The sequence below is a fragment of the Arcicella sp. GW821-FHT09D11 genome (assembly GCF_059416265.1).
Genome location: NZ_JBWKOV010000003.1, coordinates 557,174 through 583,028 on the forward strand (window position 1 = coordinate 557,174; position 25,855 = coordinate 583,028).

General features: G+C 35.9%; 23 protein-coding genes. 9 read left to right on the top strand and 14 right to left on the bottom strand.

The annotated features are described in order from the left end of the window. Nucleotides 1–111 precede the first annotated feature (111 nt). From AC07N0_RS12570 to ahcY, 3 genes are all read right to left on the bottom strand, one after another. Nucleotides 112–1,260, bottom strand: coding sequence for a T9SS type A sorting domain-containing protein (locus AC07N0_RS12570; protein ID WP_494589433.1), 1,149 nt, complete (start codon nt 1,258–1,260; stop codon nt 112–114). Between the two features lie 446 nt (nt 1,261–1,706). Next, nucleotides 1,707–2,123: a hypothetical protein gene (locus tag AC07N0_RS12575; RefSeq protein WP_494589434.1), complete on the bottom strand. Its 417-nt coding sequence runs from the start codon at nt 2,121–2,123 to the stop codon at nt 1,707–1,709. A 259-nt stretch (nt 2,124–2,382) separates the two neighbouring features. Beyond that, the gene (gene ahcY, locus AC07N0_RS12580; RefSeq protein ID WP_492802872.1) at nt 2,383–3,699 is read right to left on the bottom strand and encodes an adenosylhomocysteinase; all 1,317 of its coding nucleotides are present in this window, start codon (nt 3,697–3,699) and stop codon (nt 2,383–2,385) included. 318 nt (nt 3,700–4,017) lie between these two features. Between ahcY and AC07N0_RS12585 the strand changes: the two genes are divergently transcribed. Then, nucleotides 4,018–4,857 (top strand): hypothetical protein, encoded by an 840-nt coding sequence (locus AC07N0_RS12585; protein WP_494589435.1) that lies wholly within the window; start codon nt 4,018–4,020, stop codon nt 4,855–4,857. 38 nt (nt 4,858–4,895) lie between these two features. Here the strand turns inward: AC07N0_RS12585 and AC07N0_RS12590 are convergent, their stop codons facing one another. After that, nucleotides 4,896–5,855: a DUF8428 domain-containing protein gene (locus AC07N0_RS12590; protein WP_494589436.1), complete on the bottom strand. Its 960-nt coding sequence runs from the start codon at nt 5,853–5,855 to the stop codon at nt 4,896–4,898. A 94-nt stretch (nt 5,856–5,949) separates the two neighbouring features. Continuing rightward, a complete protein-coding gene (locus AC07N0_RS12595; protein WP_494589437.1) occupies nt 5,950–7,260 on the bottom strand; it encodes a UDP-N-acetylmuramoyl-tripeptide--D-alanyl-D-alanine ligase in 1,311 nt (436 codons plus the stop codon). Between the two features lie 61 nt (nt 7,261–7,321). Between AC07N0_RS12595 and AC07N0_RS12600 the strand changes: the two genes are divergently transcribed. Beyond that, the gene (locus AC07N0_RS12600) at nt 7,322–9,550 is read left to right on the top strand and encodes an FG-GAP-like repeat-containing protein (RefSeq protein ID WP_494589438.1); all 2,229 of its coding nucleotides are present in this window, start codon (nt 7,322–7,324) and stop codon (nt 9,548–9,550) included. 217 nt (nt 9,551–9,767) lie between these two features. Continuing rightward, nucleotides 9,768–12,278 carry an FtsK/SpoIIIE family DNA translocase gene (locus AC07N0_RS12605; RefSeq protein ID WP_494589439.1) on the top strand — a complete coding sequence of 837 codons (2,511 nt, stop codon included), beginning with the start codon at nt 9,768–9,770 and terminating at the stop codon, nt 12,276–12,278. 66 nt (nt 12,279–12,344) lie between these two features. On the opposite strand, the gene AC07N0_RS12610 is transcribed toward AC07N0_RS12605, so the two are convergent. Beyond that, entirely contained in the window at nt 12,345–12,776 is a 432-nt protein-coding gene (locus AC07N0_RS12610; RefSeq protein ID WP_492802861.1) for an FKBP-type peptidyl-prolyl cis-trans isomerase, read from the bottom strand. A 293-nt stretch (nt 12,777–13,069) separates the two neighbouring features. Here AC07N0_RS12610 and AC07N0_RS12615 point away from each other — a divergent pair, with 293 nt between their 5' ends. The 4 genes from AC07N0_RS12615 to AC07N0_RS12630 all read left to right on the top strand — a co-directional run bounded on the left by AC07N0_RS12615 (nt 13,070) and on the right by AC07N0_RS12630 (nt 15,859). Then, nucleotides 13,070–13,312 carry a CBU_0592 family membrane protein gene (locus tag AC07N0_RS12615; RefSeq protein WP_309923085.1) on the top strand — a complete coding sequence of 81 codons (243 nt, stop codon included), beginning with the start codon at nt 13,070–13,072 and terminating at the stop codon, nt 13,310–13,312. Then, nucleotides 13,309–13,974 (top strand): cyclase family protein, encoded by a 666-nt coding sequence (locus AC07N0_RS12620; RefSeq protein ID WP_494589440.1) that lies wholly within the window; start codon nt 13,309–13,311, stop codon nt 13,972–13,974. The genes AC07N0_RS12615 and AC07N0_RS12620 overlap by 4 nt, the downstream gene beginning before the upstream one ends. Nucleotides 13,975–13,985: 11 nt before the next feature. Then, nucleotides 13,986–15,164 (top strand): MFS transporter, encoded by a 1,179-nt coding sequence (locus AC07N0_RS12625; protein ID WP_494589441.1) that lies wholly within the window; start codon nt 13,986–13,988, stop codon nt 15,162–15,164. Between the two features lie 131 nt (nt 15,165–15,295). Continuing rightward, nucleotides 15,296–15,859 (top strand): DNA-3-methyladenine glycosylase, encoded by a 564-nt coding sequence (locus tag AC07N0_RS12630; RefSeq protein ID WP_494589442.1) that lies wholly within the window; start codon nt 15,296–15,298, stop codon nt 15,857–15,859. Between the two features lie 98 nt (nt 15,860–15,957). Here the strand turns inward: AC07N0_RS12630 and gatC are convergent, their stop codons facing one another. The 4 genes from gatC to AC07N0_RS12650 form a co-directional block, all read right to left on the bottom strand. After that, complete coding sequence (gene gatC, locus AC07N0_RS12635) at nt 15,958–16,245, bottom strand: Asp-tRNA(Asn)/Glu-tRNA(Gln) amidotransferase subunit GatC (protein ID WP_492802852.1); 288 nt, start codon at nt 16,243–16,245, stop codon at nt 15,958–15,960. Nucleotides 16,246–16,267: 22 nt separating this feature from the next. Continuing rightward, nucleotides 16,268–16,450, bottom strand: coding sequence for a hypothetical protein (locus AC07N0_RS12640; protein WP_323248051.1), 183 nt, complete (start codon nt 16,448–16,450; stop codon nt 16,268–16,270). Nucleotides 16,451–16,513: 63 nt separating this feature from the next. Beyond that, nucleotides 16,514–18,010 (bottom strand): glutamate--tRNA ligase, encoded by a 1,497-nt coding sequence (gene gltX / locus AC07N0_RS12645; RefSeq protein ID WP_494589443.1) that lies wholly within the window; start codon nt 18,008–18,010, stop codon nt 16,514–16,516. A 10-nt stretch (nt 18,011–18,020) separates the two neighbouring features. Continuing rightward, a complete protein-coding gene (locus AC07N0_RS12650) occupies nt 18,021–18,389 on the bottom strand; it encodes a Rid family detoxifying hydrolase (protein WP_494589444.1) in 369 nt (122 codons plus the stop codon). 185 nt (nt 18,390–18,574) lie between these two features. Between AC07N0_RS12650 and AC07N0_RS12655 the strand changes: the two genes are divergently transcribed. Together AC07N0_RS12655 and AC07N0_RS12660 are read left to right on the top strand one after the other, a co-directional pair. Then, on the top strand, nt 18,575–19,627 hold the full coding sequence (locus AC07N0_RS12655) for an aminopeptidase (RefSeq protein WP_494589445.1): 1,053 nt from the start codon (nt 18,575–18,577) through the stop codon (nt 19,625–19,627). An 11-nt stretch (nt 19,628–19,638) separates the two neighbouring features. Beyond that, on the top strand, nt 19,639–20,433 hold the full coding sequence (locus AC07N0_RS12660; RefSeq protein ID WP_494589446.1) for a DUF3108 domain-containing protein: 795 nt from the start codon (nt 19,639–19,641) through the stop codon (nt 20,431–20,433). A 255-nt stretch (nt 20,434–20,688) separates the two neighbouring features. On the opposite strand, the gene AC07N0_RS12665 is transcribed toward AC07N0_RS12660, so the two are convergent. From AC07N0_RS12665 to AC07N0_RS12680, 4 genes are all read right to left on the bottom strand, one after another. Then, complete coding sequence (locus AC07N0_RS12665; protein ID WP_492802844.1) at nt 20,689–22,314, bottom strand: NADP-dependent glyceraldehyde-3-phosphate dehydrogenase; 1,626 nt, start codon at nt 22,312–22,314, stop codon at nt 20,689–20,691. A gap of 601 nt (nt 22,315–22,915) precedes the next feature. Next, the gene (locus AC07N0_RS12670; protein ID WP_494589447.1) at nt 22,916–24,100 is read right to left on the bottom strand and encodes an MFS transporter; all 1,185 of its coding nucleotides are present in this window, start codon (nt 24,098–24,100) and stop codon (nt 22,916–22,918) included. 107 nt (nt 24,101–24,207) lie between these two features. After that, the gene (gene meaB / locus AC07N0_RS12675) at nt 24,208–25,203 is read right to left on the bottom strand and encodes a methylmalonyl Co-A mutase-associated GTPase MeaB (protein ID WP_494589448.1); all 996 of its coding nucleotides are present in this window, start codon (nt 25,201–25,203) and stop codon (nt 24,208–24,210) included. Continuing rightward, entirely contained in the window at nt 25,196–25,855 is a 660-nt protein-coding gene (locus AC07N0_RS12680) for a 2-C-methyl-D-erythritol 4-phosphate cytidylyltransferase (RefSeq protein ID WP_494589449.1), read from the bottom strand. Before AC07N0_RS12680 ends, meaB begins: the two co-directional genes overlap by 8 nt.

Here is a 25,855-nt window from a genome sequence, read left to right on the forward strand (position 1 = left end):
ATGATTTGCTGACGCACGTCTTGTGAACAATACCAACAATGGCGAATATTTTAATTAAAATCATTAACGGGGTATTAATCCTTATTTCGATAGTTATAAGTACTGAGTAATTTATTTTTTAAAAACCTTTTTAGTAATAGAGTGCTTACCATTATTTACTTTTAATATCAGCACTTGTTCGGGTAATCCTTCTACATTAAATTCTTGACTATGTTTCTGTTGTAAATCATTTTGCTTAAATTCTTGCAAAAGCTTCCCTACATTATCAAAAAGCTGAAAAACTACTTTTGAAGGTAAATTATCAATGACTTCTGCTGTAAATACTTCCGCACTTGGATTTGGATAAACCTTGAGTTCAATAGCTGGAAACACTTCATTTTCAGTAGATAAAATCAAAGATTGATTAGATAATTCACTAATATCTGATAATTTTCCAACAGCTTCATAAGGCGGAATAATAGCGATTTGTCCTGCTTCATCTTTTACTTCAATTTGCATATCTCTTATGGTCTGACTTATATTGACCCCTTTTCTCCATTCTTCAACAATAAAAGAACAAACATACATGCCTATTTGAGTGGGAGCATTCCAAGTTAAATCGCCAGTAAGTTCATTGATTTTAAATGTTCCTACTTCGTTTACTTCATTGGGTTGTTTAAAGCTTTCAATAGGGGCACCAAAAGTCTTACAATCATCTGAAAAACAATATCTTGCCATTGTTAAACGGTAAGCTAAACTATCGCCTTCTGCATCAATTGCCTTTGGATTATAAATAAATACTTGTTTAACTTTCGCATATAAAACACCTATGTCATTAGTAAGGGTTGGCGTTGAATTAATAACATTTGATTTAAATATTGTTTCAATATAGAAAGGCACATCCATTGAGTTTTTTATGTTCAGTATAGACTGTGTTCTATTACCAATAGCCACATATACACGATAAGCAGTAAGATTTAAAGCATATTTATGCTGAATTTTATAAATACTTCTACCAACATTATTAGTAATTTGCTCTCCATATCCATTGACTCTAGGAGCAATTCCAGAGCTCCCATCTCCAAAACAAATCCTAACATCTCTCTGATCAAGAGAAGCTCTAAAGCCAGCGTTTAAATCAGTATAAATTGTTACGGTGATATCATAAATTAAATCTTTGTTATTTACTTGAGTAACTTCAATGTTTCCACCTATAAGGTGAGAAGAAAATACAGGAAAAGTAATAAAAGAGAGTAAAATTAGGCAGATATAGATTTTCATTAGATTGTTTGTTCAAGCTTTAAAAACTTTATTTTTTTTGATATAAAACTAAATAGAAAAATTGATTCTCTAATTTAAGATAAAATGTTCTTTTCTAATATCTTTTCATCTTCACTTATGATAATAATGATTATCTTTTCTGATGTTCTAAAAGACATCTCAGGGAAAATAAGTCGAAGAAAGATAAAAGGGATTCTAATTCGATTAAAAAAGAAAGATTAATATCTATCTTTCGAGATGACTTACCTTGGCTGACGTAAGAATTGTCAATGAATCTAACAACAAAAGTGGAAATTTCATGATAATGCGATATTTACCTGGTGTATTTCCAATTGTTTTTAGCTCAATATGTCCTCCTACAATATGACCAGCTCTAATTGGAAGAACAGCATGAAAAAGTAATAACCCTAAATAAAGTAGTTTAGTAAAAAAATTTAGATAATATTTTACTTATTTTCACTTTCGATAATAGTACAAGTACCATCAGAATTAGCAAATAATACATCTATCTTTTCATTTGAATCAATTCCAATTTGTAAAAATTCATACTCATTTCCTGCACTAAGCTTTATCCAAAGCTCATTAAAGTAAAGTGTAAGTGTATTATTCTCTTCAATCTTAAAACTTGATAATGTTTTTAAATTTAATTTCAGAAAGATTAACAAAATTCTTTCATCACTACTTAAATTATCAAAGTCTTTGATATTCGACTCTACAATCACATCTAAAAAATATAAATTATAATCTTTTGCATTACTTTCATTAGTCCTAAATACTAATGTTAGTATCTGGTGAAAAATACCAAAACTTTCAACAAAGGAGTTTAATAAACACCTATTAATAAATTCTTCCATATCTTTCATATCTTTTAATCTAATTTTGTATGTCCAATCTCTGGTCTTTAGTCTTTTGAGTGTAGACCTAAAATAGGTTGTGTTTTAAGAATACCTAATATAACTATGTAGTAGTAAACAATATACCAAGCGAGGGATTAATATCCTTACTATCATTCGAGATGCAATGCATAACATCTCGAAAAGCATTCTCGCCAAAAAAATAAAAAAAACTCCCCACCAGAAAAATCTGATGAGGAGGCTTTAATCTTAAAACAAATCCAAATTTTTAATAACGATAATGTTCCGCTTTGTATGGTCCATCTACAGTTACACCGATATATTCTGCTTGTTCAGCTTCCAAAGTTTCTAGTCTTACACCGATGTGTGATAAGTGTAGGCGAGCTACTTTTTCATCCAAATGTTTAGGAAGGATATATAATTTCTTCTCGTATTTATCTGTGTTTGTCCATAATTCTAACTGTGCCAATGTTTGGTTACAGAAAGAGTTAGACATTACAAATGACGGGTGTCCCATTGCACAACCTAAGTTTACTAAACGACCTTCAGCCAAAACAATTACGTCTTTACCGTCGATGTTGTATAAGTCTACTTGTGGTTTGATTTGCTCTTTAGTATCTCCATAAGCTCCGTTCAACCAAGCCATATCGATTTCGTTATCGAAGTGACCGATGTTACAAACGATAGCTTTATCTTTCATCGCTTTGAAGTGGCGCTCACGAATGATACGTAAGTTACCAGTAGCCGTTACAAAGATGTTTGCACGCGTAGCCGCTTCGTCCATTGGTACTACCTCAAAACCGTCCATTGCAGCTTGTAAAGCACAGATTGGGTCGATTTCAGTAACCAATACACGGCAACCTGCACCACGTAAAGATTCAGCAGAACCTTTTCCTACATCACCATAACCTGCTACAACCGCTACTTTACCAGCCAACATTAAGTCAGTAGCACGACGGATAGCATCTACTAATGATTCTTTACAACCGTATTTGTTATCAAATTTAGACTTAGTAACAGAGTCGTTTACGTTGATAGCTGGTAAATATAAAGTACCATTTTTCAAACGCTCGTACAAACGGTGAACACCTGTAGTAGTTTCTTCTGACAAACCTTTGATGCCGTCAATCAATTCAGGATATTCATCAAATACCATGTTTGTTAAGTCACCACCATCATCCAAAATCATGTTCAAAGGTTGACGGTCTTCTCCGAAGAAAAGTGTTTGCTCAATACACCAGTTGAATTCCTCTTCGTTCATGCCTTTCCAAGCATACACAGGAACACCAGCAGCAGCAATAGCAGCAGCGGCGTGGTCTTGTGTAGAGAAAATATTACATGATGACCAAGTAACATCAGCACCCAACGCAGTAAGTGTTTCAATTAATACAGCCGTTTGGATAGTCATGTGAAGACAACCTGCAATTCTAGCACCTTTCAAAGGTTGAGCTTCACCGTATTCTGCACGAAGTGCCATCAAACCTGGCATTTCTGCTTCGGCCAAACGTATTTCTTTACGACCCCATTCTGCCAAAGCAATGTCTTTTACTTTGTATGGCACGTACTGTTGTGTTCCAGTTGACATTTATTTCTTATGTTTTAAATTTCGTTTTTTACTCTTTACGAGTCTTTTTCTTAGAATAACACAAAATTAACATCTTTATGCTTGATTCTAAAAATGATTAAGAAGAACTTTTTTGATTTATCTGCTTATTCGATAAAATTAGATAATATATCTTTTTAAATTAAATAAGAAGAAATATTATCTACATAATTAAACACTAATAGTTGATTACACATTTTAAAGAATACGTAAAATGCTTGATTAAAAAGTTTTTATACAATAAATAATAGGGGAAAAAGTTTTTAGTTTGTCTTGTATATGAATCATTAAAATAAAGCTATGTTAAAAAAAATCTTAAGCCTTTTAGTCATTGCATATATTAGCAATGCATCACTAGCACAACAAACTCCTTTAGATTCTATCTTTACTAGTGAAGGATTGATCCTTGCAGAAGTAAAGGAAATCGCTCCTGATTACATCAAGTATTCCTTTCCTACTGAAACGTTAGTTAATTCTATCTACAAAAATAATGTCCAAAAAATCAGATTTAATTCAGGCAGAGTACAGCTTTTCAAAGAATCATTAGCGCTTAATGAAGTAAATTATGCGCATGATTTTGATAAAGTTAATTTAACGCACCTCGAATCTGAAACCAAAGGACTTTATAAACTAGATGAAGTATATGCAAAAGCGGTGGGAACTACTACCTTATCAAACATTACTACCGTGAAAGAAAGAGCTTTTAGAAAGCTAAAAATTCAAGCAGCATTGTTAGGAGGAAATGTAATTTATATGCTAGACCAAAACACGGTTGGCAATCAGGCTGGTTCTTATTTTCAGGCTGGCAAAGCTACTGAAACTACCCTTACGGGCATTGTTTATAGCAATAACATACCTAAGGTAGAAGACATCACTGCTACGCTAAACAACAAGAAAACCTTTGCAGTGAACGCTAACTTTTATGCAGGAATAAATAGTACAGATGTAGAAGGGAATCCTTTTTTACCTGAAAGCTTTACGGTGGAAGATTTTTATCAGGAAAATGGGTTTGTATATGTAACAGGTAAAGCAAAGGGAATCAAAAATGATGTATTCAAAGTAGTTTCATTCAAAAATAACCAGATGACTTTATACTGGAAAGATAAAAAGAAAGCATACAACTTATCTGTTGACCTCTAAAGAAAAAGAGGCTGGAAGTATTTCCAGCCTCTCTATTTTTATTTTACTTCAAAACCTCCTGTTCCGATTTTAAAGCCTTCTGTAAAGACTTCAACGGTATATTTTCCTGGGCGATAAGGTGCACCACGGTCAAAATAAAATTCAGCATGTAGATTTTCATTATCAAATGTCATATCCCTTCTGATGGTAAAAGCCAAGTCTTGTCCGTTGTATTCAAAATTTCCAGACCCTAAATCTGCATCAAAAAGCGTATACCCATCAGGGTCAAGAATCCTGATTAAAACAGTTTTTTTACCTTTTTCGGTAAGGTCATTTCTATTCAATTGAACTGCAATTTTGATTTTGCCCAATTTTTTAGACTTATATCGGTCGTCTTCAAACTCCTTGCCTTTTTCGGTTATACCGATTACTTTGATAGACTCTGCCCTGAGTGCAGCCGCACGAGTAACCTTTTCAGTAAGAATCTTATTGATAGAAGATACTTCTTTGTTCTGAGCTCTCGCTTCTTCAACGCTCTTCGTCAAGCCATTTTTTTCGTTTTTAAGCGTAGAATTTTCGTTAGTCAGGCTTGAATTTTCGTCTCTTAACTGAACTAATTCTGCTTCTTTAGCAGTAAGTATCGACTCATAATTTTTTATCTTATCCGCATAATTTTCTTTGATGTTCTCTAAAGTAGCATAACGTTTAGTTAACTCACTTTTATCTTTTTCTAAAGCGACTTTAGCTTTCTGTAACTCAGAAACATCCCCTCCTAGTTTTTCAACTTCTTCAATCTGAGCTTCCAATTGCGTCGTAATTGAATCTAGCTTTACACGGGTTTCGGCCAGTTCCATTACTTTAGTATTGATTACCTCTTGTTGGTTGGCTGACGTTTCCTTAGACTCAAAAAGCATGTATGCTAAGCAACCCGCAATCAAAACTACCAATGCTAATACAGCCCTTAAAATATTATTTGTATTGGGCTTTGGGGTTAATTCTTCGCTTGATAAGTTATTCATGATGAAATGGATAAATTTTTAAAAGAATGTTGTGGTTTTTAAAAATCCGTCAAAGATAATACAACATTTTCACTAAATATTTCATTACTAATGATTATCCTAGAAATTGTAAGACGCTTTCTAAGCCCATTCCTCTTGAACCTTTTACGAGGATATGAGTATCAGTAACGGGATAGTCCTGTAACCAATTGTGTAAACCAAATTTATCTGGGAAATAATGTACTTTCATAATCGGTAATACTCTTACTGCATTTTCCATTAAATGCCCTGCCAAAAGGATATAATCGAAGTTACAGTCCAATAATAATTTTCCGATGGCTTCATGCTCTGCACTTGCTTCTTCACCAAGTTCAAACATATCACCCAAAATCACCATCTTTTTCCCCACTTTCAGGTCATTAAAATAAGTAATAGCAGCCGACATTGATGAAGGATTAGCATTATAAGCATCCATCAAAACCATGTTAGTGCCTTTTTGAATAAATTGCGAGCGATTATTGTTTGGAACATAATCAGCAACGGCTTGGCAAGCTATTGAAGTTTCAATATTAAAAAATTGCCCGATTCTGATGGCTGCACAAATATTTTGGAAATTATAAATGCCTGTTAAGTGTGACGTATAGGTATTCTCCGATAAATCTTCAAAAATCACAAAGGGGCTTTCTTCGAGAATATTTACGACATTTTCAAAAGTTGGGTTTTTATTAGAAGTATAAACAATTGTTTCTTTAAACGTATAGTGCTGAATCATGTCGTAGGTAGGTTCAGACGCCACATTTACGAAAACTGTGCCATTATTAGCACTCAGCCAATCATACAATTCACCTTTGCCTTTCTTTACGCCTTCCATTCCTCCAAAGCCTTCTAAATGTGCTTTGCCGATGTTAGTAATAAAACCATGAGTGGGTTCGGCAATTTCTACTAATTCCTTTATATCTCCTTGTTTATTGGCACCCATTTCAATAATAGCAATTTCAATTGTTTCATCAATTGCCAAAATGGTTAGCGGAACACCAATGTGGTTATTCAAATTCCCTAATGTGGCGTAAGTACAATATTTTTTTGATAAAACGCAATTTATTAACTCTTTAGTTGTGGTTTTCCCGTTTGAGCCAGTCAATCCAATAAAGGGAATATTGAGCTGCTTACGATGAAAGTTAGCCAATTGCTGTAATGCTTTTAGCCCATCTTCTACTAAAAGATATTGCTCGTTTTTTACATAAAGGGCATCATCCACTACTGCATATTTTGCTCCTTTGGCTAATGCTTGTTCTGCAAAAGCATTAGCATTGAAATTAGGGCCTTTCAAAGCAAAAAACATTGAGCCTTCTCCAATTTTACGAGTATCTGTAGATACACTAGAACATTCTTTATACTTTTGATATAATTCAGTAAGCGAAATCATTATTTTATTCGTTATGTATGTGTCTCAAATTCGAGATTCATGATTTTTCGACAAATATTACATGAAAAAATTAATTTTACTTTTATTCCTGTCAAATCTTGGTAAAAGCTTTGCTCAAAATTTTACCTTTCAATACAATAATAGTTTTAAAGTAGTCCAAAATGGACAAAGTTTACCTAATACCTTTGCGGGTGGATTAAATGCTCCGCAATTTTCAACATGTAATTTAGATAATGATGGTGTTCAAGACTTAGTTGTTTTCGACAGAACCTCTTCTAAACTCAGCACTTTTCTTGCTAAAAAAGACAACACAGGTAAATATTATTGGCAATACGCCCCTGAATACGAAACAGCATTTCCAGCTATTCAACATTGGATGTTATTGGTAGATTATGATTCTGACGGCAAAAAAGATATTTTCACTTATACCCCTGCGGGTATTAAAGTTTACAGAAATGTTTCTACCGACAAAATAGCATGGGAACTCATCACCGACCCATTGTATAGCACTGGTTATTCGGGTAAAATAAATTTATATACGGCTTCAACTGATATTCCAGCAATTGTTGATATTGATAACGACGGCGATTATGATATCGTAGCGTTTGATTCATCTGGTAATTTCTTCCTCTTCCACAAAAATTTCAGTCAGGAAAACTACAAAGATAATAATCATTTAGAATTCAAAAGAATAGGCGATTGTTGGGGAAATTTCTTCAAAGAGCATTTTGATGATGCACGCTTCAATCAAGACTGTGGGGCGAATGTTCCTGTGGGCGGTAGTACAAACAATGGAGCGAATGGTCAAAAGGTTGAACACTCAGGAAATGCTTTATTGGTATTGGATTTAGACGGAGATGGTTTAAAGGATGCCCTTTATGGACACATCTCAGCGAATAGAGTAGCTGCTTTGAGTAATAATGGTACTAGCAATCAAACCATTTTTACGAAAGCAGATTACTTCTTCCCCAATCTAAAACCTATTGACTTCTCTATTTTCCCTGCGATATTTTATGAAGATGTAGATTTTGATGGCATAAAAGACATTATTGCCGCACCCAATGGCTATGATAATGCACTCCAAACAGTAGATTATCAGAATGCAGCATGGTTTTATAAAAATAATGGGCAAAACAATAACCTAAACCTTACCTTCCAACAAGCTAATTTCCTACAAAATACCATGGTAGATTTAGGAGAGAACGCTAGCCCAGTTTTGGTTGATATTGATGGCGACGGAGATAAAGATTTATTGGTTGGTAATGCAGGGAACCGTGGCGATAATGGCTACAGAGCCAATATTACCCTTTATGAAAACAAAGGAAACAATACTTTTGAACTGAAAACAACTGACTTTCTGGATTTATCAAAATCGCAACAATTATTCGAAATCAAACCATTTGTTACTGATATGAATGGCGATGGTACGGATGACTTTGGGTTTACTGCAAATACTTTTAATGGCATGACTATCCAGTATATTCCAAACAGGGCAGCCAGAAACCAAGCTTTTTCATTAAAGCTTTCCGAAATAGTTACGCTTCCTAAAATCAATAATTTATCCAATGGTGACTCTCCCCTATTCTTTGATTTGGACAACGACGGCAAAAAAGATTTATTAATCGGAAAAGGTAGCGGTAGAATTGAGTTTTATAAAAATACGGGAAGTAGTACAAGTCCAGTGTATACTTTAACAAAGGACGAACTGGGTGGACTTACGTCAGATTATCTTTCGGGAAATGTATCATTGACAGTAGCTGATTTGAATGGTGATGGAAAAGTTGAGCTTATTACGGGCAATAGAGATGGAACATTCAAGGTTTTCAAAAATATCATTGAACAAAGCCAAGACCTTTTTAAGGAGGATTCATCAGGTGTATTAGATGAATTTACAGGAAAGCATACCCATTTAAAATTAGGAGGTATGCTTTCGATTGCAGTAGGTGATTTAGATGGTGACGTTATTCCCGATTTTATCGTTGGCACCAATGCAGGTGGTTTAAAATTCTTGAAAGGTACTACCAAATTTACTGTTACGGGCAACGAAGAAAGCAAAACAGCGGTTATTTATCCCAACCCAACCAATCATTTTGTTTATATCAAAAATAATTATTTAGCAGAATATCAGCTCGTCGACTTTACAGGCAGAACGCTCTCTCGAAAAAATAGTACAAGTTTGAACGAAGATGTATTTTTCGATTTAAGTAATTATAGCAATGGTACTTATTTTATCAGAATAATTGCTGAGGGAAAAGGCATCGTTACCGAAAAAGTATTGCTTAGGAAGTAATAAAATTAACGAAGAGATACATGGTTAAAAAGCGTTAATCAGGATTTTAAATAACATTTTTAATTTTTTTCGCAAAAAATACCTCAAAATTGCGAACTTTGGAATAATACAGTTACTTGGCATAAGGCTAATGGTTATGAAAATTTGAGCTTCAATAGCGAAACTATCCATCCTCAAATACTTAACCATTTGTAACTCGCCGAGAACCAATTTTAATATGGCAAGAAATATTCCAAAAAATACAGAAAGAACCAAAGAACGAAACCCTTCCCCGCAAATTTCGTTTGACTTTAATATAAAAAAAATAATCCAAAGCGAACAACTACATTTCGTTTTGGGCATCTTGTTTATACTCCTCGGAGTATTTATGTTTTTTTCCTTTTCATCACATCTTTTTACAGGCGATGCTGACCAAAGTGAAGTAGAAGACCCACTTCAATCATCGATTGAGCCTTTAAAAAAACAACCTAAAAATCCATTTGGCTTATATGGAGCCAAGCTTGCTTATCTGTTGATTTTTAGACTGTTCGGTTGGTCTGCCTTTTTGCTTGTCCCTATTTTATTGACTGCTGGCTATAAACTTGCCTTTAAAAAAGAAATTATTCCGCTAGAGAAATTAACTTGGCAATCATTATTCTATATGATTTGGCTAAGTGCTTTCCTTGGTTTTTTTGTTTTTATGTTAGAAGCAGAAGAAAAATGGAGTAGCCTTTGCGGAGGTATCGGATATTTTGTCAATGAATACATGTATGGGTTCATTGGCTGGGCTTCTTTTTTTGTAATCACTTTTGTGCTAATTGTTTTTGTGGTGTATTACTACAAAGTAGATACCTCTAGTTTGGTAGCAAAACCAACTGATGAAGAACACGACACAGTTGTGAGTAAAGTAGAAGATGATAAAGATAATATTGCAGACGCCAAGAATATCAAAAGAGTTAGAGAAAACTTTGAAACGATAGTAGCTGAAGAAGAACCTGAAGATGATTTGGTCGTAAATCGAGAAGACAATTTTGACGAAGCTAATATTCGTCCATACCTTCCTCCTATCATCGAAACCCCTATTACGCCTATTCCAAAAGCAAACACTGTAAAAGGACCAGTGGCTTTGACCATTGAAAATATTGAGGATGTGCCAGAAGTCATTGAAGATACTGAGGAAGACACGCCAGTATTGGAAGTAAATGATTCGGTGAATGATGAATTATTGAAAAAATTTGGTTTATACGACCCAATGTTAGACTTACCTCATTACAAGTACCCAACACTTGATTTAATGAAAGAGTACGACATGGGTAAGCCTAATGTTTCGCAAGAAGAGTTGAAAGCCAATTCAGACAAAATTGTGGAGACATTGGCAAATTATGGTATTGGCATTGCCTCTATCAAAGCTACTATTGGCCCAACCGTTACGTTGTACGAAATTATCCCTGATGCTGGGGTAAGGATTTCTAAAATCAAGAACCTTGAAGATGATATTGCCTTGTCATTGGCAGCATTAGGCATTCGTATTATTGCTCCGATTCCAGGAAAAGGAACGATTGGTATTGAAGTACCTAATAAAAACCGTGAGATGGTGCCTGTAAAAATGGTAATTGGTTCTGAAAAATTCCAGAAATCAACAGCCGAATTACCTATTGTGTTAGGGAAAACGATTAGCAATGATATTTTCATTACCGACTTAGCCAAAATGCCTCACTTACTGATGGCTGGTGCTACGGGACAAGGAAAGTCTGTTGGGTTGAATATGATTCTGACTTCGTTACTATACAAAAAGCATCCATCTCAATTAAAATTTGTGTTGGTCGACCCAAAGAAAGTTGAATTAACGCTTTTCAATAAAATTGAACGACATTTCTTGGCAATGTTGCCAAACGCTGCCGAAGCCATCATTACAGATACCAAAAAGGTGGTTCATACGCTAAATTCACTTTGTATAGAAATGGACAATCGCTACAACCTTTTGAAAGATGCAGGCTGTAGAAATTTGAAAGAATACAACGTGAAGTTTGTCAACAGAAGGCTTAATCCAGACAAAGGGCATTATTTCATGCCTTATATCGTCTTAATTATTGATGAGTTAGCCGACTTAATGATGACTGCAGGAAAAGATGTAGAACAACCTATTGCTCGTTTAGCCCAGTTAGCCCGTGCCATTGGTATTCACTTGGTTGTGGCGACGCAACGTCCATCAGTAAACGTAATTACGGGTACTATCAAGGCAAACTTTCCTGCTCGTCTTTCGTTTAAAGTTACGTCAAAAATTGACTCTAGAACGATTTTAGATACGGGTGGAGCTGAACAATTGGTGGGACAAGGAGATATGCTACTTTCAATGGGCTCTGATATCATTCGTTTACAATGTGCTTTTGTAGATACACCAGAAGTGGAAGATGTCTGTGAATTTATCGGCAATCAGCAAGGTTATGATTCTGCCTATATGTTACCTGAATTTGAAGGTGATAGTGATGGCGGTGGTAACGAAAAAAGTGATTTTGACCCAAGTAATCGTGATCAATTTTTTGATGAAGCTGCCCGCTTAATTGTTACGCATCAACAAGGCTCAACATCCTTAATTCAGCGTAGATTAAAATTAGGATATAACCGTGCTGGTAGATTAATTGACCAACTAGAAGCCGCAGGAATTGTAGGTCAATTTGAAGGGTCTAAAGCAAGAGAAGTATTAATCAAAGATTCAGAAACGCTAGAAAGACATTTGAAGAGTTTGTAGATATTTTTTTACGATAAAAGAGGTCATCAATTATTGATGACCTCTTTCACATTTAAGCAATGATTATTATCCAATTGATACTAATTCAATATCAAAAATCAAATCTTTCCCAGCCAAAGGATGGTTAGCATCTAAAGTAATACTTATATCTGTTACTTCAACTACTGTTACTGGCATTACTTGTCCAGAACCATCTTGGTGCATATTTAATTGCATTCCTACTTCATAAGGAATATCAGCAGGAAGTTCAGCTTTAGGGAATACTGCTAAGTAATCAGCATTCACTGGTCCATAAGCTTGTTCAGCAGGGATATGAACAGTTTTTTTCTCGCCAATAGTCATGCCAGTGATACCCTCATCAAAGCCTTGGATAACCATGCCAGTACCTAATTCAAACTCTAAAGTTTCACGTCCCGCCGAACTATCAAATACAGTTCCGTCCGTTAATCTTCCTGTGTAATGGACGTTTACTTTATCGCCCGCCTTTGCTTGTGCCATTTTATCAATTATTTTTTAAAATTTCGGTAAAGGTCGTAATTTTTATGGAAAACTTAGTTTTCATCTGGTAATTATTCCTCCTAATCAAGACAAAAACACTAAAATTATACTATCATTATTCACAAAATAACATACCTTAATATAAAGTTAATAACGTTTTATTGAAGGTTTAAACAGTGTGTATACACCATAGTATTTGTATAATCATTCTCCCTAAAAAGCAGTGATGATATATTCTCATATCATTTACTTGCTTTCATAAATCAATGTATCTTTGTGAAAACCTAAAATTGATGTACTTAATCTTTGTTGAAATTATTGGTTGGATTGGTTCCATTCTTATCGTCGGAGCATTTGCTTTAAACGCTTTGAATAAGATTTCGTCTACCTCCATAAATTACCAATTGGCTAATCTTTTTGGAGCCATCTGTTTTATCATTAATACCCTTGAACATAAGGCCTACCCTTCTGTTTTTGTGAATGTAGTCTGGGTAATTATTGCAGTTATTGCGATTATAAAAGCTAGAAAGAAATGAAATTTATCGATTTAAGCCATGTTATTGAGGAGGGCGTAGTCACTTACAAAGGTCTACCTGCACCTGTTATTTGTGATTTCTGGACGCGTGAAGAATCGAAAAGTTGGTACGAAGAAGGAACATCTTTTCAGATAGGAAAAATTGAAATGGTAGCCAATACGGGTACTTACCTAGATACGCCCTTCCACCGATATGAGGATGGAAAAGATTTATCTCAAATCCTGATTGAACAAACAGCTTTATTAGAGGCTGTATTGATAAGTATTCCCTACTACGAACAACTGAGCATTGATAAATCATTTTTTGAAGGGTTAGATTTAACAAATAAAGCCGTTTTGGTACATACTCGTTGGGATGAAAAATGGAAAACAGATGAGTATTATAGTGGAAATCCTTTTTTAACGGCTGATGCTGCTGAATATCTGGTGAGTCAACGAGTAAAATTAGTCGGTATCGACTCTCATAATATCGATGATGTAGCTGGAAAAGCTCGCCCAGTACATAGTATTTTACTCAAAAATGAAATCTTGATTGTAGAACATTTGTGTAATTTAGGCGAAATTCCAATCAATACTTCTTTCAAATTTTCGGCAACACCTCCCAAAGTAAAAGGGATGGGGACTTTCCCTGTCAGAGCCTATGCCGTCATTGAAACCCTTTAGATTTATTTACATTGAAACCAAAATATTTACTTCCAGTAGTCATTTTCGCACAGTTCTCAGGGACATCCTTATGGTTTGCCCTCAATGCAGTGTTGAAAGACTTACATCAATTATATCCTGACACATCCAATTTTCTGAGTAGCATGACCTCCTCAGTTCAACTGGGTTTTGTAATTGGTACGGCAGTCTATGCTATTTTAACCATCAGCGACCGCTTTTCGCCTGTGAGGGTATTTGTTATTTCTACCCTTTTAGCAGCGTTCTTTAATTTGTTGATTGTCTGGATACCTGTTGGATTTAATACATTGCTCTTCATTCGTTTTGTTGTAGGCTTTTTCTTAGCTGGTGTCTATCCTGTCGGGATGAAAATCATGGCAGATTGGTATGACAAAGGTTTAGGAAGAGCCTTAGGATATTTAGTAGGGTCTTTGGTATTGGGCACTTCATTTCCACATTTTATTGCTTTTTTCTCTCTTAGCATCCATTGGCAATCTGTAATTATTGCAACATCAATTATTGCTACATTTGGGGCTTTATTAATGTTTTTATTTATTAAAGATGGTCCTTTTCGTAAAAAAGCAGGGCAATTCAACCCTAAAAGCATTGTAGCATCTTTTAAAAATCCCTCCTTTAAAACCTATTCATTTGGCTATTTCGGACACATGTTTGAGGTATATACTTTTTGGGCTTATGTACCTATCATTATTCAGCAATACAACCAACATAGTAGCCATTCTTTTAATATTTCGTTATGGTCATTCTTAATTATTGCCTCTGGGTTGATAGCCTGTGTATTGACAGGTGAGTTTTCTGCTAAATTCGGGAGTGCCAAATTAGCTTTTTACTGCTTATTGCTTTCGTTAATATGTTGTCTTTTTTCTGTTTCTTTTTTACAAGTCAGCCCTTTTGTCTTCATTACTATCATGTTGGTTTGGGGAATGAGCGTAGCTGGTGACTCACCGCAATTTTCTGCCTTAATTTCACAAAATACCAATCCTGAATATAGAGCATCTTCCATTACCATTGTAAACTGTATTGGTTTCGCTATTACCATTGTTAGTTTACAAATTTTACAATTTGCGACCAAATATATTACGAATGAATACGTTTACTTAATTTTGGCAGTAGGCCCTGTATTAGGATTAATAAGTACATTTAGAAGTACTTTTCTTGTAAGGGATAAGGTTTAAAATGTTATCCCTAACCCAACTATATAAGAGATTTCAACCTATCACTAGCGAGGGACTTAAGTCCCTCGCTAGTGATAATTTATTCATTTTTAAATACTTACAAATAATCATTCGTATATCATTTAGAAACAATGATTTTATTAACATCAGATACATTAACAGTTGCTAAAGGTCTTTTGGGGTATCGCTTAGTGCATGAAAATGAAGAAGGGCTAACCGCAGGAATTATTGTAGAAACCGAAGCATATTTACAGGATGACCCTGCGAGTCATACTTATCGAAAAAAAAGTGTTCGTAATGCCCCCATGTTTGGCGTGCCGGGTACTGTATATGTATATCAAATTTATGGCATGCACTTTTGTGTAAATATTACCACCAACAAAAAAGATATAGGCGAAGCCGTTTTGATAAGAGCTTTAGAGCCTATTGAAGGCATTCCACTGATGGAGGCAAGGCGTAATACTACTATTTTGAAGAATTTATGTTCTGGCCCAGGGAAGTTGGTTCAGGCAATGGGCATTCATAAAGGCATGAACGATTGGCATGTTTTGGACGATGATTTAAAATTGCTCCCTCCTATTAGCGATTATTCCAATGCTGAAATTATTACAACTACTAGAATTGGCATTACGCAAGGAGCTGAATTGCCTTATCGGTTTTATTTAAAGGGTAGCCCATTTATCAGTAAACCTTAGCTTTTAACGCTTTGAGGTGGTTCTTCACGTTGATATAATATGTTATATCAACGTGAAGAACCACCTCAAACAAGTTTTGTAGTTTTTCTGTAAAGGCACTATTCCATCACTTTCGGAACTCTAAAATATTCTCCGTCTTGTTTTGGAGCATTTTTTAAACCTTCTTCACGACTGATGCTTTGAACCACTTTGTCTTCACGCAAAGCATTGACTTCCAAACTCATGTGGGTCAGCGGCTTTACATTTGATGTATCTATTTCATCTAGCTCCGACATCCAGTTTAGTACAGACTCCAACGATTCTCTCATTTCTTTTTCAGCAGATTCTGGCATTTCCAAACGAGCCAAATGAGCAATCTTTTGTAATAATTCTTTATCTATGTTCATCTTTATCATGTATTGAGAGAGATTAAGCTTCGTCTCTCCCTCTCAATTTTTTATCGTCCATGTGTTTGTTCAAAAACTCATTGATTTTTTCAATGTCAATACTTCTATTGATTTCACCAAAAGAATTAATTGAAATATCGAATCCATCAAGCTCATTATGAACTTTTGGGAGTTCTTTTTTAGGAGTTTCTTTTTTCTTTGCCATTGTCTGAATTTGAAAATTTGGAGGTTCAAAATTAGTGCATTCAATAGATTAATTACTCATCACTTACAAGGTATCCAAAGCCTTCTCTAAACGTGCAATTACAGCTTCTTTTCCGATAATTTCCATCGATAACATCAAGTCGGGACCTGCTCCTACGCCTGTGGTAGCCACACGCAAAGCCTGCATTACTTTTCCCATTTTAATGCCTAGTTTTTCTAATTCTGCATGCAAAACGTGTTTAATGTCGTTCGCTACAAAATTATCCAAAGTAGGTAAAGCATCTTTAAAGGCGGTGATACCTTTCTTGGCATCATCATTCCATTTAGAGGCTATAACGGCTTCATCATAAGTAACGGGGGCGATGAATAATGCCTCTGCCTCGTTTGTAATTTCTTGTGGGAAAGTAACTCTTTCTTTGAATAAACTTACAATTTTCAAGGCTTTGTCTGATTCAAAGTTAGGTAAATATTCTTTGGCTAACGTTTCGTCAGAACGTAATTTTATATACTGCTGATTGAACCATTTAGCTTTATTAATATCGAATTTAGCTCCTGCTTTATTGATTCTTTCTAAACTAAAGCTTTCAATCAATTCTTCCATCGAAAATAACTCTTGTTCCGTACCTGGGTTCCATCCCAAGAAAGCCAAGAAGTTTACAACAGCATCACTCAAATAACCTTCTTCTCTGAATCCTTTTGCGATAGTACCGTCAGGGTTTTTCCATTCCAATGGGAAAACAGGGAATCCACCTAAATCAGCATCACGTTTTGAAAGCTTTCCATTGCCTTCTGGTTTCAGCAACAAAGGTAAGTGTGCAAACAAGGGCATAGTATCTTCCCAACCAAAAGCACGGTATAATAATACGTGTAAAGGTGCTGAAGGCAACCATTCTTCTCCACGAATCACGTGTGTGATTTCCATCAAGTGGTCATCTACTACGTTGGCAAGGTGATATGTTGGCATTCCGTCCGACTTCATCAATACTTTATCATCCATCGTTGATGAATGTACATGTACCCAGTCGCGGATGATATCTTTAAAACGAATTTCTTCTTTCGCTGGTACTTTCAAACGGATTACATAAGGCTCGCCTGCGACTATTTTAGCCTGTGTTTCTTCTTCTGAAAACGTCAGAGAGTTTTTTAAACGACTACGCGTAGCGGCATTGTATTGAAAAGCCGAACCTTGACTTTCAAAAGTTTGACGCATCGCATCCAATTCCTCGCTTGAATCAAAAGCATAATAGGCTTTTCCTGAATTGATGAGTTGCATCGCATAATCCATATAAATATCCTTACGTTCCGACTGTCTGTAAGGGGCATGCGGACCGCCTACGCTTATTCCTTCATCAATCGTAATACCTACCCACCCTAAGGCTTCTATGATATAGTCTTCTGCACCTTCTACAAAACGATTTTGGTCTGTATCTTCAATACGAAGTAACATTTTACCACCCAGTTTTCTGGCTAGTAAATAATTATATAATGCTGTTCTTACACCACCTACGTGCAAAGCTCCCGTTGGACTTGGTGCAAAACGTACTCTTACTTGATTTGACATTTTTTGAAAATTAAATTACAGCAATACAAGAAATCTCTACATTTACATCTTTTGGCAAACGTGCCACTTCTACAGTTTCGCGTGCAGGAGGATTCTCTGAAAAATATTCACCATATACAGCATTGATGGCTGCAAAATTATTCATGTCTTTTACAAAAATAGAAGCTTTTACCACATTAGCGAAACTCATATCGGCTGCTGCTAAAATGGCTTTTAGGTTTTCCATTACTTGACGTGTTTCATCCTGAATACTTGCTCCAGCTTCTGCCAAAGCAAAGGCAATTTGCCCTGAAATGTACAAAGTTCCGTTAGAGAGTACTGCCTGCGAATATGGCCCGATGGCTGCGGGTGCTTTTTCAGTGAAGATGATTTGTTTCATTGTTGATTTGTATCTTTATTGGTTTCCCGAAATTTTGTGCAAGTTACAAAATGATTAGCTGTTTTAAGGCATTTATTCAAATCATGATACTTTTGTAAGGGGCAAATTCGTAGACTATCTGTATATTCCAAGATATTTTCAATAATTTGCCTTTGCTTGCACTCATAAATTAAAACATACAATTCATGGCATTAAAGATTCGTCGTAAATATAATTTTTGGTTATTGTTTATCGTAGTGTTGGTTATTGTCCTTTTTTGGCAAAGGGTTTGGGTGGTTTATCTATACCAACAAGCCAGCGGAGGGTTGGATGTTGCCTTCAATACTCGTCCGCTTGACGAGGTACTAAAAGATAAAAGTGTGCCTGATTCATTAAAAAAACGCATTTTATTGATTGGTGAAATAAGGCGTTTTGCCATTGATTCTTTGGGCTTACAGGATAACCCAAAGGTATACCAAACCATGTATGACCAACAAGGACGACCTTTGGTATATTTGCTGACTGTGGCTGAGCGTTATAAAATGGAAGCAGTGATGTTTAATTTCCCTTTTATTGGCAACTTTACTTACAAAGGTTTCTTTGATTCTACGGCCGCTTATCAGGAAGAAAACGTTTGGAAACTGCAAGGCTATGATACCGAAATGGGACAAGGGGCTGCCTACTCTACCTTAGGCTGGCTACCAGAACCAATCTTAAGCAGTATGCTTTACTACTCTGATGGCAAATTGGCGAGCCTGATTATCCACGAAATGACACATGGAACGATTTTTGTAAAAGATGATCATGAGACGAGTGAGAATCTTGCCAATTTTGTTGGCGACTATGGTGCCAAACGTTTTTTGATTTATAAATACGGCAAAGATTCTCCGCAGTTCCAAAAGAAAAATCAATCTAAAGAAGTGCGAGACAAATATATAAAGCACTTAAACAGAGGGACTTTGAAATTGGACAGTCTCTATAAAACTTTTGAAGGCAAAAAACTTTCTGACACACGCAAGGATTCATTGAAGTATGCGTTAATTGAAGAAATTGAAATAAGTCAAGATACTATTTTTAAAAAACCAACGGCTTTATCTAAACCTAAAATTGACAGGAAGGATTTACCAAACAATGCTTATTTTGTAGGATTTAAAACGTATAATTCAAAACAAAATGAGTTTGAGTTAATCTTTCAAAGGCAATTTAAAGGGAACTTCGAACATTTTTTGAAGTCCATGAAAAAAAAACATAATCAGTAATCTGCGCATATATGAAAAAAGTATTTTTGATAATAATACTCTTGATTACGGCGATGAGTTTCAAGTCGTCATTTCAAGAAAGGGTAATCGAACAAGATAGTTTTACTACTGGCGAACATATAGAATATCGTGTGCATTATGGTTTTGTGAATGCTGCAGAGGCCATTGTGGATGTAGATAACAAACTACAAAATGCCAATGGTAAGCCTTGTTATAAAGTTGGCATCGTAGCTAGAACTGTGGGGGTTACCGATTGGATTAGTAAAGTACGTGATACTTGGACATCCTACATTGATGCGTCTATGATTTTACCTCAGCAATTCTATATGAAGAAGCAGGAAGGAAGTTATAAAAAAGAGCAAAGAGTGATTTTTAACCATAATAACAATACTGCGAAATTGTTTGAAATGGATGATTCGCAAGAGAAGAAAACTTATAATCTGCCTAAGTATATTCAGGATGTGGTAAGTGGTTATTATTTTATCAGAACGATTGACTTTTCAAAAATGAATGTCGGCGACTCTGTACCTGTTACGTTCTTTTTTGAAGGAGAAGTGTATAATATGCGATTGAAGTTTCGTGGTAAAGAAACTATCAATACAAAGTTTGGCAAAATCAGCACTTTCAAAATCACTCCTCAATTACCTAAAAACAATTTCTTTCAAGACGAGGAATCTGTAAAAATGTGGGTAACGGATGATGAAAACAAAATTCCAGTAAGAGCAGAGGTTTCTTTAAAAATTGGTGCTTTGGCACTAGACCTTAGAAAGTATTCTGGCTTGAAACATGAGTTGAAGTTTAATTAGCTGGGAGCTTTGAGCGATGAGCTTTGAGCGATGAGCTTTGAGCGATGAGCTTTGAGCTGTCAACTTTTCCAATATACCGTGGTCTGTGGCACACAGAACACTCGGACAATTGAATTGTGTTCTGTGTGCCACAGACCACGGTATGAAAAAAGAAACCCCTGCAAAAATCACTTTGCAGGGGTTTACTTTTTTTGATGAGATTATATCTAAAAATCAAAGCTCATCGCTCAAGACTGAAAGCTCAAAGCTAAAAAACTACCAAATAAAACGAGTAGAAAGGAATGTTGATTCTTGGTTTTCTACAATTTGGTTGACGATAGCTTTGTTCTCTGTAGTCTCTTTCGTGGCTACTACTGTTCTGATAGAGAATGAACGCAAAGCAGCCGTTACTGAAAGTGTTCCTTCTGCTGAATCTTTACGACCAGTGAAAGGGAAACCGTCTGGTCCACGCTGACATTGTGAGTTAATATTTACACGCGAAACTTGGTGTACAGCCACATCCATTAATTCAGAAATCTGATGAACATCTTTACTGAAAATAGATACTTGCTGACCATGAGACGATTCAATTAAATAATTAATTGGCTCTTGAATGTCACTGAAAGCTACTACGGGAACAAGAGGACCGAATTGCTCTTCATGCCACACTTTCATTTCTCTGTTTACAGGATATACCAATGCTGGGTAAACGATAGATTTGAATGATTCTCCTCCGCCTTCATTCACAACTTTTGCTCCGTGTGCGATAGCATCGTCAATTAATTCTTTCAAGTAAGCAGGTTTGTTAGGCTCAGGAAGTGGCGTAATGTTTACTCCTTTTTCCCACATCAATCCTAATTTCAATTTACCGATTTCTTCAGACATACGTTTGTTAAAAGCATCAACTAATGATTCATGTACCCACATCATTTTCAAGGCTGTACAACGCTGACCGTTGAACGACAATGAACCTAACATACATTCTTTCACGGCTAATTCTAAATCTGCACTTTCAGTAACGATGGCAGCATTTTTAGCATCTAGTCCTAAAATAGCTCTCAAACGGTTAACTTTAGGGTGCATTTTTTTCAACTTATCCGCTACTTTCGACGAACCAATCAAGGTTAAAGCATCAATTCTGCCTGATTCCATTAATTGAGGAACTACAGAATTTCCACGACCGTAAATTGTATTGATTACCCCAGCAGGGAATGATGTACGGAAGGCTTCTAACAATGGGTAGTGCAACAAAGTACCATGTTTTGGTGGCTTGAACATCACTACATTTCCCATAATCAACGCAGGAATCAACGTAGTGAAAGTTTCATTCAATGGATAATTGAATGGTCCCATACACAAAACAATTCCTAGTGGCGAACGACGAACCTGACCGATGATTCCTTCTTCAATCATAAATCTTGAAGAGTTACGGTCGATGTCTTTCAACGCACCAATAGTATCATAAATATATTGAACGGTACGGTCGAATTCTTTTTGTGAATCACCCAAAGATTTACCGATTTCCCACATCAATAATTTCACCACTTCATCACGTTTCGTAATCATCTGTTGCGTAAACTTCTCAACACATTCTATACGGTGGGCTACAGACATTGAAGGCCACTCGCCACGACCGTGGTCGAAAGCTTTTACGGCAGCATCCAAAATTTCCATCGCATCTTCCGGATTAGTGATAGGATACGAACCTATTCTTTTTTGTTCTAAACCGTTGGCAGTCTGAACATAAACAGGAGACCAAACATCTTGGGTCTTTCCAGCCCACTGACGCATCTCGCCGTTAACTAAATACTCACGTTGCTCAATCGGCTCTGTGAGATTATATTCCGCTGGAATTTGTGCTTCGGTTGGAAAAAAAGTTTCTAAGTTTTTTACAGATGACATGAATTTTAATTCTTAAAAAAGTACAATGATTTAGATTTTTGTCTTGGCAAAGTTTAAAAGAAAGGAGTTTCAGCAAATGGAGTGAGACTATTTTATTTTAATAATCATAAATATACTACAAATATTCCTATTTATTGATTTGCAGTTAAATTTCATTGATACTAATTTAAGCGAAGTCAGTGTATTTACTTAGAAGGTTTTTAACTGATATTTTCTACGAAGTTTGTTAATTAAAAACTTTTTTTGGGCTGTAAAACTCTCTGGATTTACTTGATTAAAAACCACTTTCAGGCTTTGAAAATCCTCGGGATTTGCCCAAAGAAATTTTTCTGAATCTATGTTTTTTTGCTCGAGATATTGTTCAAAAACCATGGTAAGTAGTGATTAGTAAATAGTAATTGGTGAACAGTCTGCCGTCGTGGTAGCATTTTTCTGCTAGCTTTAGACAGATTAAAATATTTTTAAACCCTAAAAAATATTAAAAACTCTAAGTTAAGTAACCAATACAATTAAAGCAATGTTGTCATTTATAGTAAATAACTGATAACCTAAAATTTGTGTGCTAATCACCAATTACTATTTACTAATCACTGCTTAACTGCTAAGATTCTATCAAAACAGTCCTTTCTTTTTGTTTAAAGTATAAATATACCAAAGAAGCAAATGCAAAAAAAGCAGCAAGAAAATATGGAATGACAATGTTCTCTACTTTGCCTTTATAAATTTGTCCTGCAAATAATGCTCCTAAACCAATCCCTGCTTCAAGGGCAATATAAGTAGTGGCTACGGCTCTTCCTCGGTAAAGCTCGTCAGATAAATCTACTGTCCACGCCATTAAAGTAGGCGTATTGAATCCCCAAGAAAAGCCAAATAAGATAGACGATAAAATAAATATCCAAAAAGAGTTAGTTAAAGCACACAATATCATGGAAATAACCAATATCATAGAGGAAATCATCAAAATAGGAATTCGACCATATTTATCAGATGATTTCGCAAAAAATAGCCTTACTGTTAAAGATGCAACGGTATAAACCGTAAAGAAAAGTCCTTTATTACTAATCCCCAACAGTTTGGTTTGATCGGGCACTAAGGTAAGCAATACTCCCGAAGAGAACGACACTAAAATCATCACAATAAAGGCTGGAATTACCCTTGGTTCAAATACATCTTGCCATCCTATTCTAAATAATTTAAAAGAAAAAGCCTTTTTTTGTATCGTTGGAAGCGTTTCTCGCATATTCAACAATATTAAGATAGAGAGTAAAGCAAAAGCTGAAGAAGTAAAAAACATCCCATTGATAGATATCCAACTGGTAAGATAACTACCGATACTTGGCCCGATAGACATCCCCGTTGCTGTAAAAATACCTAGCATTCCTTGGGCTTCACCACGGCGATTTTCGGGAATAATATCTGCTACATAAGCTGAGGTAGCCGTTGGTTTAGTACCCGTAGAAAAACCATGCAAAAAACGAAGTAGTAAAAAACCAGCAATGGTATGCACAAAAGGGTATAGTCCGCCACAAACAAAACAGACGAGTGAGCCAAATGCCATTACGGGTACTCTACCGATGGTATCAGTCAATTTACCAGAAAAAGGACGGGCAAAACCTGCTGTAAGCGTAAACAATGCAATGATGTAACCGATGTATTCTTTTCCACCCATTGAACCTAAATAATCGGGCAGTTCGGGAATCATCATTTGAAAACTCGCAGAAAAAAGAAAATTACTAACGCAAAGTAACCAAAACTGAGTAGTATATATTGAAGTTTGTTTTTCCATCCGCAAAGATACGTCTGAGAAATTAATTTTGAGATACGATTTTTGAATTTTAAACAACAGCTATGAATTATGAAATAATTGTCAAAAAAAATCCTATTATCCACAAATTACAAGCCCTTGTTCTCATAAAATACATTTAGCAATTCCATAGCAGCATTAATCGGCAATTTTTTCCCTTCACTCACCTCCTGCTGAATGTCTTTCATGTAAAGGCTAACGCTAGGATGTTGGTAAAATTTCTCTTCTAGCGACTTCTTTATATAATTATACATCCATTCTAAATTCTGTTGGCTACGCTTCTGTTGAAAATATCCATTTCCCGTAAGTAGTTCACAGTGCTTTTCAATAGCTTCCCATATTTCTTTAATTCCTTTTTCAGTAATTGCCGAACAGGTGAGTACTTCGGGATACCAGCCTGTTTGGCTAGGGGGAAACAAATGCAGGGCATTTTGATAAGCTACTTTAGCTAAATCAGCTTGGGTTTCATTGCCCGAATCTGTTTTGGTAATGGCAATCAAATCGGCCATTTCCATAATGCCTTTCTTGATTCCTTGTAGCTCGTCGCCAGCACCAGCTAACATGAGCAATAGAAAGAAATCTACCATGCCATGCACTACCGTTTCTGATTGCCCCACTCCTACTGTTTCAACAATAATTACTTCAAAGCCTGCGGCTTCACAAAGCAACATCGCTTCACGGGTTTTGTTGGCTACGCCTCCCAAACCTCCACTGGTAGGTGTAGGACGGATATAAGCCAATGGCTCATTCACGAGCTTTTCCATGCGGGTTTTATCCCCCAGAATGCTTCCTTTGCTAATGGGCGAGCTTGGGTCAATGGCTAAAACTGCTACTTTTTTGGACAGCTTGGTCAGATACTGTCCGAAGGTCTCTATAAAAGTACTTTTACCCACGCCAGGCACGCCTGTAATACCAATTCTGATTGAATTTCCCGTATGGGGTAACACAGCTTCTATTACTTCCTGAGCCAATATTTTATCCGCAGGCAAATTGCTTTCTGTCAGCGTGATTGCTCTGCTGAGAATCATTCTGTTGCCAGCCAAAATGCCGTCGGTATATTCTTTTATGGATAAGCGTTTAAGCATTTCGCTTCAAAATAATTTCTGCCCACTCTAAGTCTTCAGGGGTAGTGATTTTGATATTTTCGTACGACCCTTCGATAAGATTAATATCAAAGCCTGCAAATTCTACCACACTCGCATCATCCGTAAAGGTACTCAACTCTTCGGTTTCAAAGGCTTTTTTGATGATAGCTACTTGAAACGTTTGTGGTGTTTGTATTAGTCGAACAGTCTGACGGTCTATCGCTTGTCCATTTACCCGAACAGAATCTTTAGAAGCCACACTGACTACGGCTGTTCCTTTGGTTTGGGCAACCTCGAAGCTTTTACGGATGATGTCTGTACTTACAAATGGTCGGACGCCGTCATGTACCCCCACTATGCCATCTGTATCTATAACAGACAATCCATTTTTGCCAGATTGAAACCTTGATTGTCCTCCTTTCACTAATTGGTGAGCTACCTCAAAATGGTGTTTTTGACATAATTCCTGCCAAAAATCAAACTGACTTTCTGGCAATACCAGTATGAGGGTAATATCTGAATAAGCTTCTTTAAAACGGATTAAAGTATGCATCAATACGGGTAATCCACCTATTTCGATAAACTGTTTGGGTAAATTACTTTTCATTCGGCTACCACTCCCGCCCGCTACTATAATGGCATATTTTTTCAT

Excerpts from the sequence above, each read along its gene's own strand:
- AC07N0_RS12570 (WP_494589433.1), bottom strand. The coding sequence starts at position 1,260 with ATGAAAATCTATATCTGCCTAATTTTACTCTCTTTTATTACTTTTCCT.
- AC07N0_RS12575 (WP_494589434.1), bottom strand. The coding sequence starts at position 2,123 with ATGAAAGATATGGAAGAATTTATTAATAGGTGTTTATTAAACTCCTTT.
- ahcY (WP_492802872.1), bottom strand. The coding sequence starts at position 3,699 with ATGTCAACTGGAACACAACAGTACGTGCCATACAAAGTAAAAGACATT.
- AC07N0_RS12585 (WP_494589435.1), top strand. The coding sequence starts at position 4,018 with ATGTTAAAAAAAATCTTAAGCCTTTTAGTCATTGCATATATTAGCAAT.
- AC07N0_RS12590 (WP_494589436.1), bottom strand. The coding sequence starts at position 5,855 with ATGAATAACTTATCAAGCGAAGAATTAACCCCAAAGCCCAATACAAAT.
- AC07N0_RS12595 (WP_494589437.1), bottom strand. The coding sequence starts at position 7,260 with ATGATTTCGCTTACTGAATTATATCAAAAGTATAAAGAATGTTCTAGT.
- AC07N0_RS12600 (WP_494589438.1), top strand. The coding sequence starts at position 7,322 with ATGAAAAAATTAATTTTACTTTTATTCCTGTCAAATCTTGGTAAAAGC.
- AC07N0_RS12605 (WP_494589439.1), top strand. The coding sequence starts at position 9,768 with ATGGCAAGAAATATTCCAAAAAATACAGAAAGAACCAAAGAACGAAAC.
- AC07N0_RS12610 (WP_492802861.1), bottom strand. The coding sequence starts at position 12,776 with ATGGCACAAGCAAAGGCGGGCGATAAAGTAAACGTCCATTACACAGGA.
- AC07N0_RS12615 (WP_309923085.1), top strand. The coding sequence starts at position 13,070 with ATGTACTTAATCTTTGTTGAAATTATTGGTTGGATTGGTTCCATTCTT.
- AC07N0_RS12620 (WP_494589440.1), top strand. The coding sequence starts at position 13,309 with ATGAAATTTATCGATTTAAGCCATGTTATTGAGGAGGGCGTAGTCACT.
- AC07N0_RS12630 (WP_494589442.1), top strand. The coding sequence starts at position 15,296 with ATGATTTTATTAACATCAGATACATTAACAGTTGCTAAAGGTCTTTTG.
- gatC (WP_492802852.1), bottom strand. The coding sequence starts at position 16,245 with ATGAACATAGATAAAGAATTATTACAAAAGATTGCTCATTTGGCTCGT.
- AC07N0_RS12640 (WP_323248051.1), bottom strand. The coding sequence starts at position 16,450 with ATGGCAAAGAAAAAAGAAACTCCTAAAAAAGAACTCCCAAAAGTTCAT.
- gltX (WP_494589443.1), bottom strand. The coding sequence starts at position 18,010 with ATGTCAAATCAAGTAAGAGTACGTTTTGCACCAAGTCCAACGGGAGCT.
- AC07N0_RS12650 (WP_494589444.1), bottom strand. The coding sequence starts at position 18,389 with ATGAAACAAATCATCTTCACTGAAAAAGCACCCGCAGCCATCGGGCCA.
- AC07N0_RS12655 (WP_494589445.1), top strand. The coding sequence starts at position 18,575 with ATGGCATTAAAGATTCGTCGTAAATATAATTTTTGGTTATTGTTTATC.
- AC07N0_RS12660 (WP_494589446.1), top strand. The coding sequence starts at position 19,639 with ATGAAAAAAGTATTTTTGATAATAATACTCTTGATTACGGCGATGAGT.
- AC07N0_RS12665 (WP_492802844.1), bottom strand. The coding sequence starts at position 22,314 with ATGTCATCTGTAAAAAACTTAGAAACTTTTTTTCCAACCGAAGCACAA.
- AC07N0_RS12670 (WP_494589447.1), bottom strand. The coding sequence starts at position 24,100 with ATGGAAAAACAAACTTCAATATATACTACTCAGTTTTGGTTACTTTGC.
- meaB (WP_494589448.1), bottom strand. The coding sequence starts at position 25,203 with ATGCTTAAACGCTTATCCATAAAAGAATATACCGACGGCATTTTGGCT.
- AC07N0_RS12680 (WP_494589449.1), bottom strand. The coding sequence starts at position 25,855 with ATGAAAAAATATGCCATTATAGTAGCGGGCGGGAGTGGTAGCCGAATG.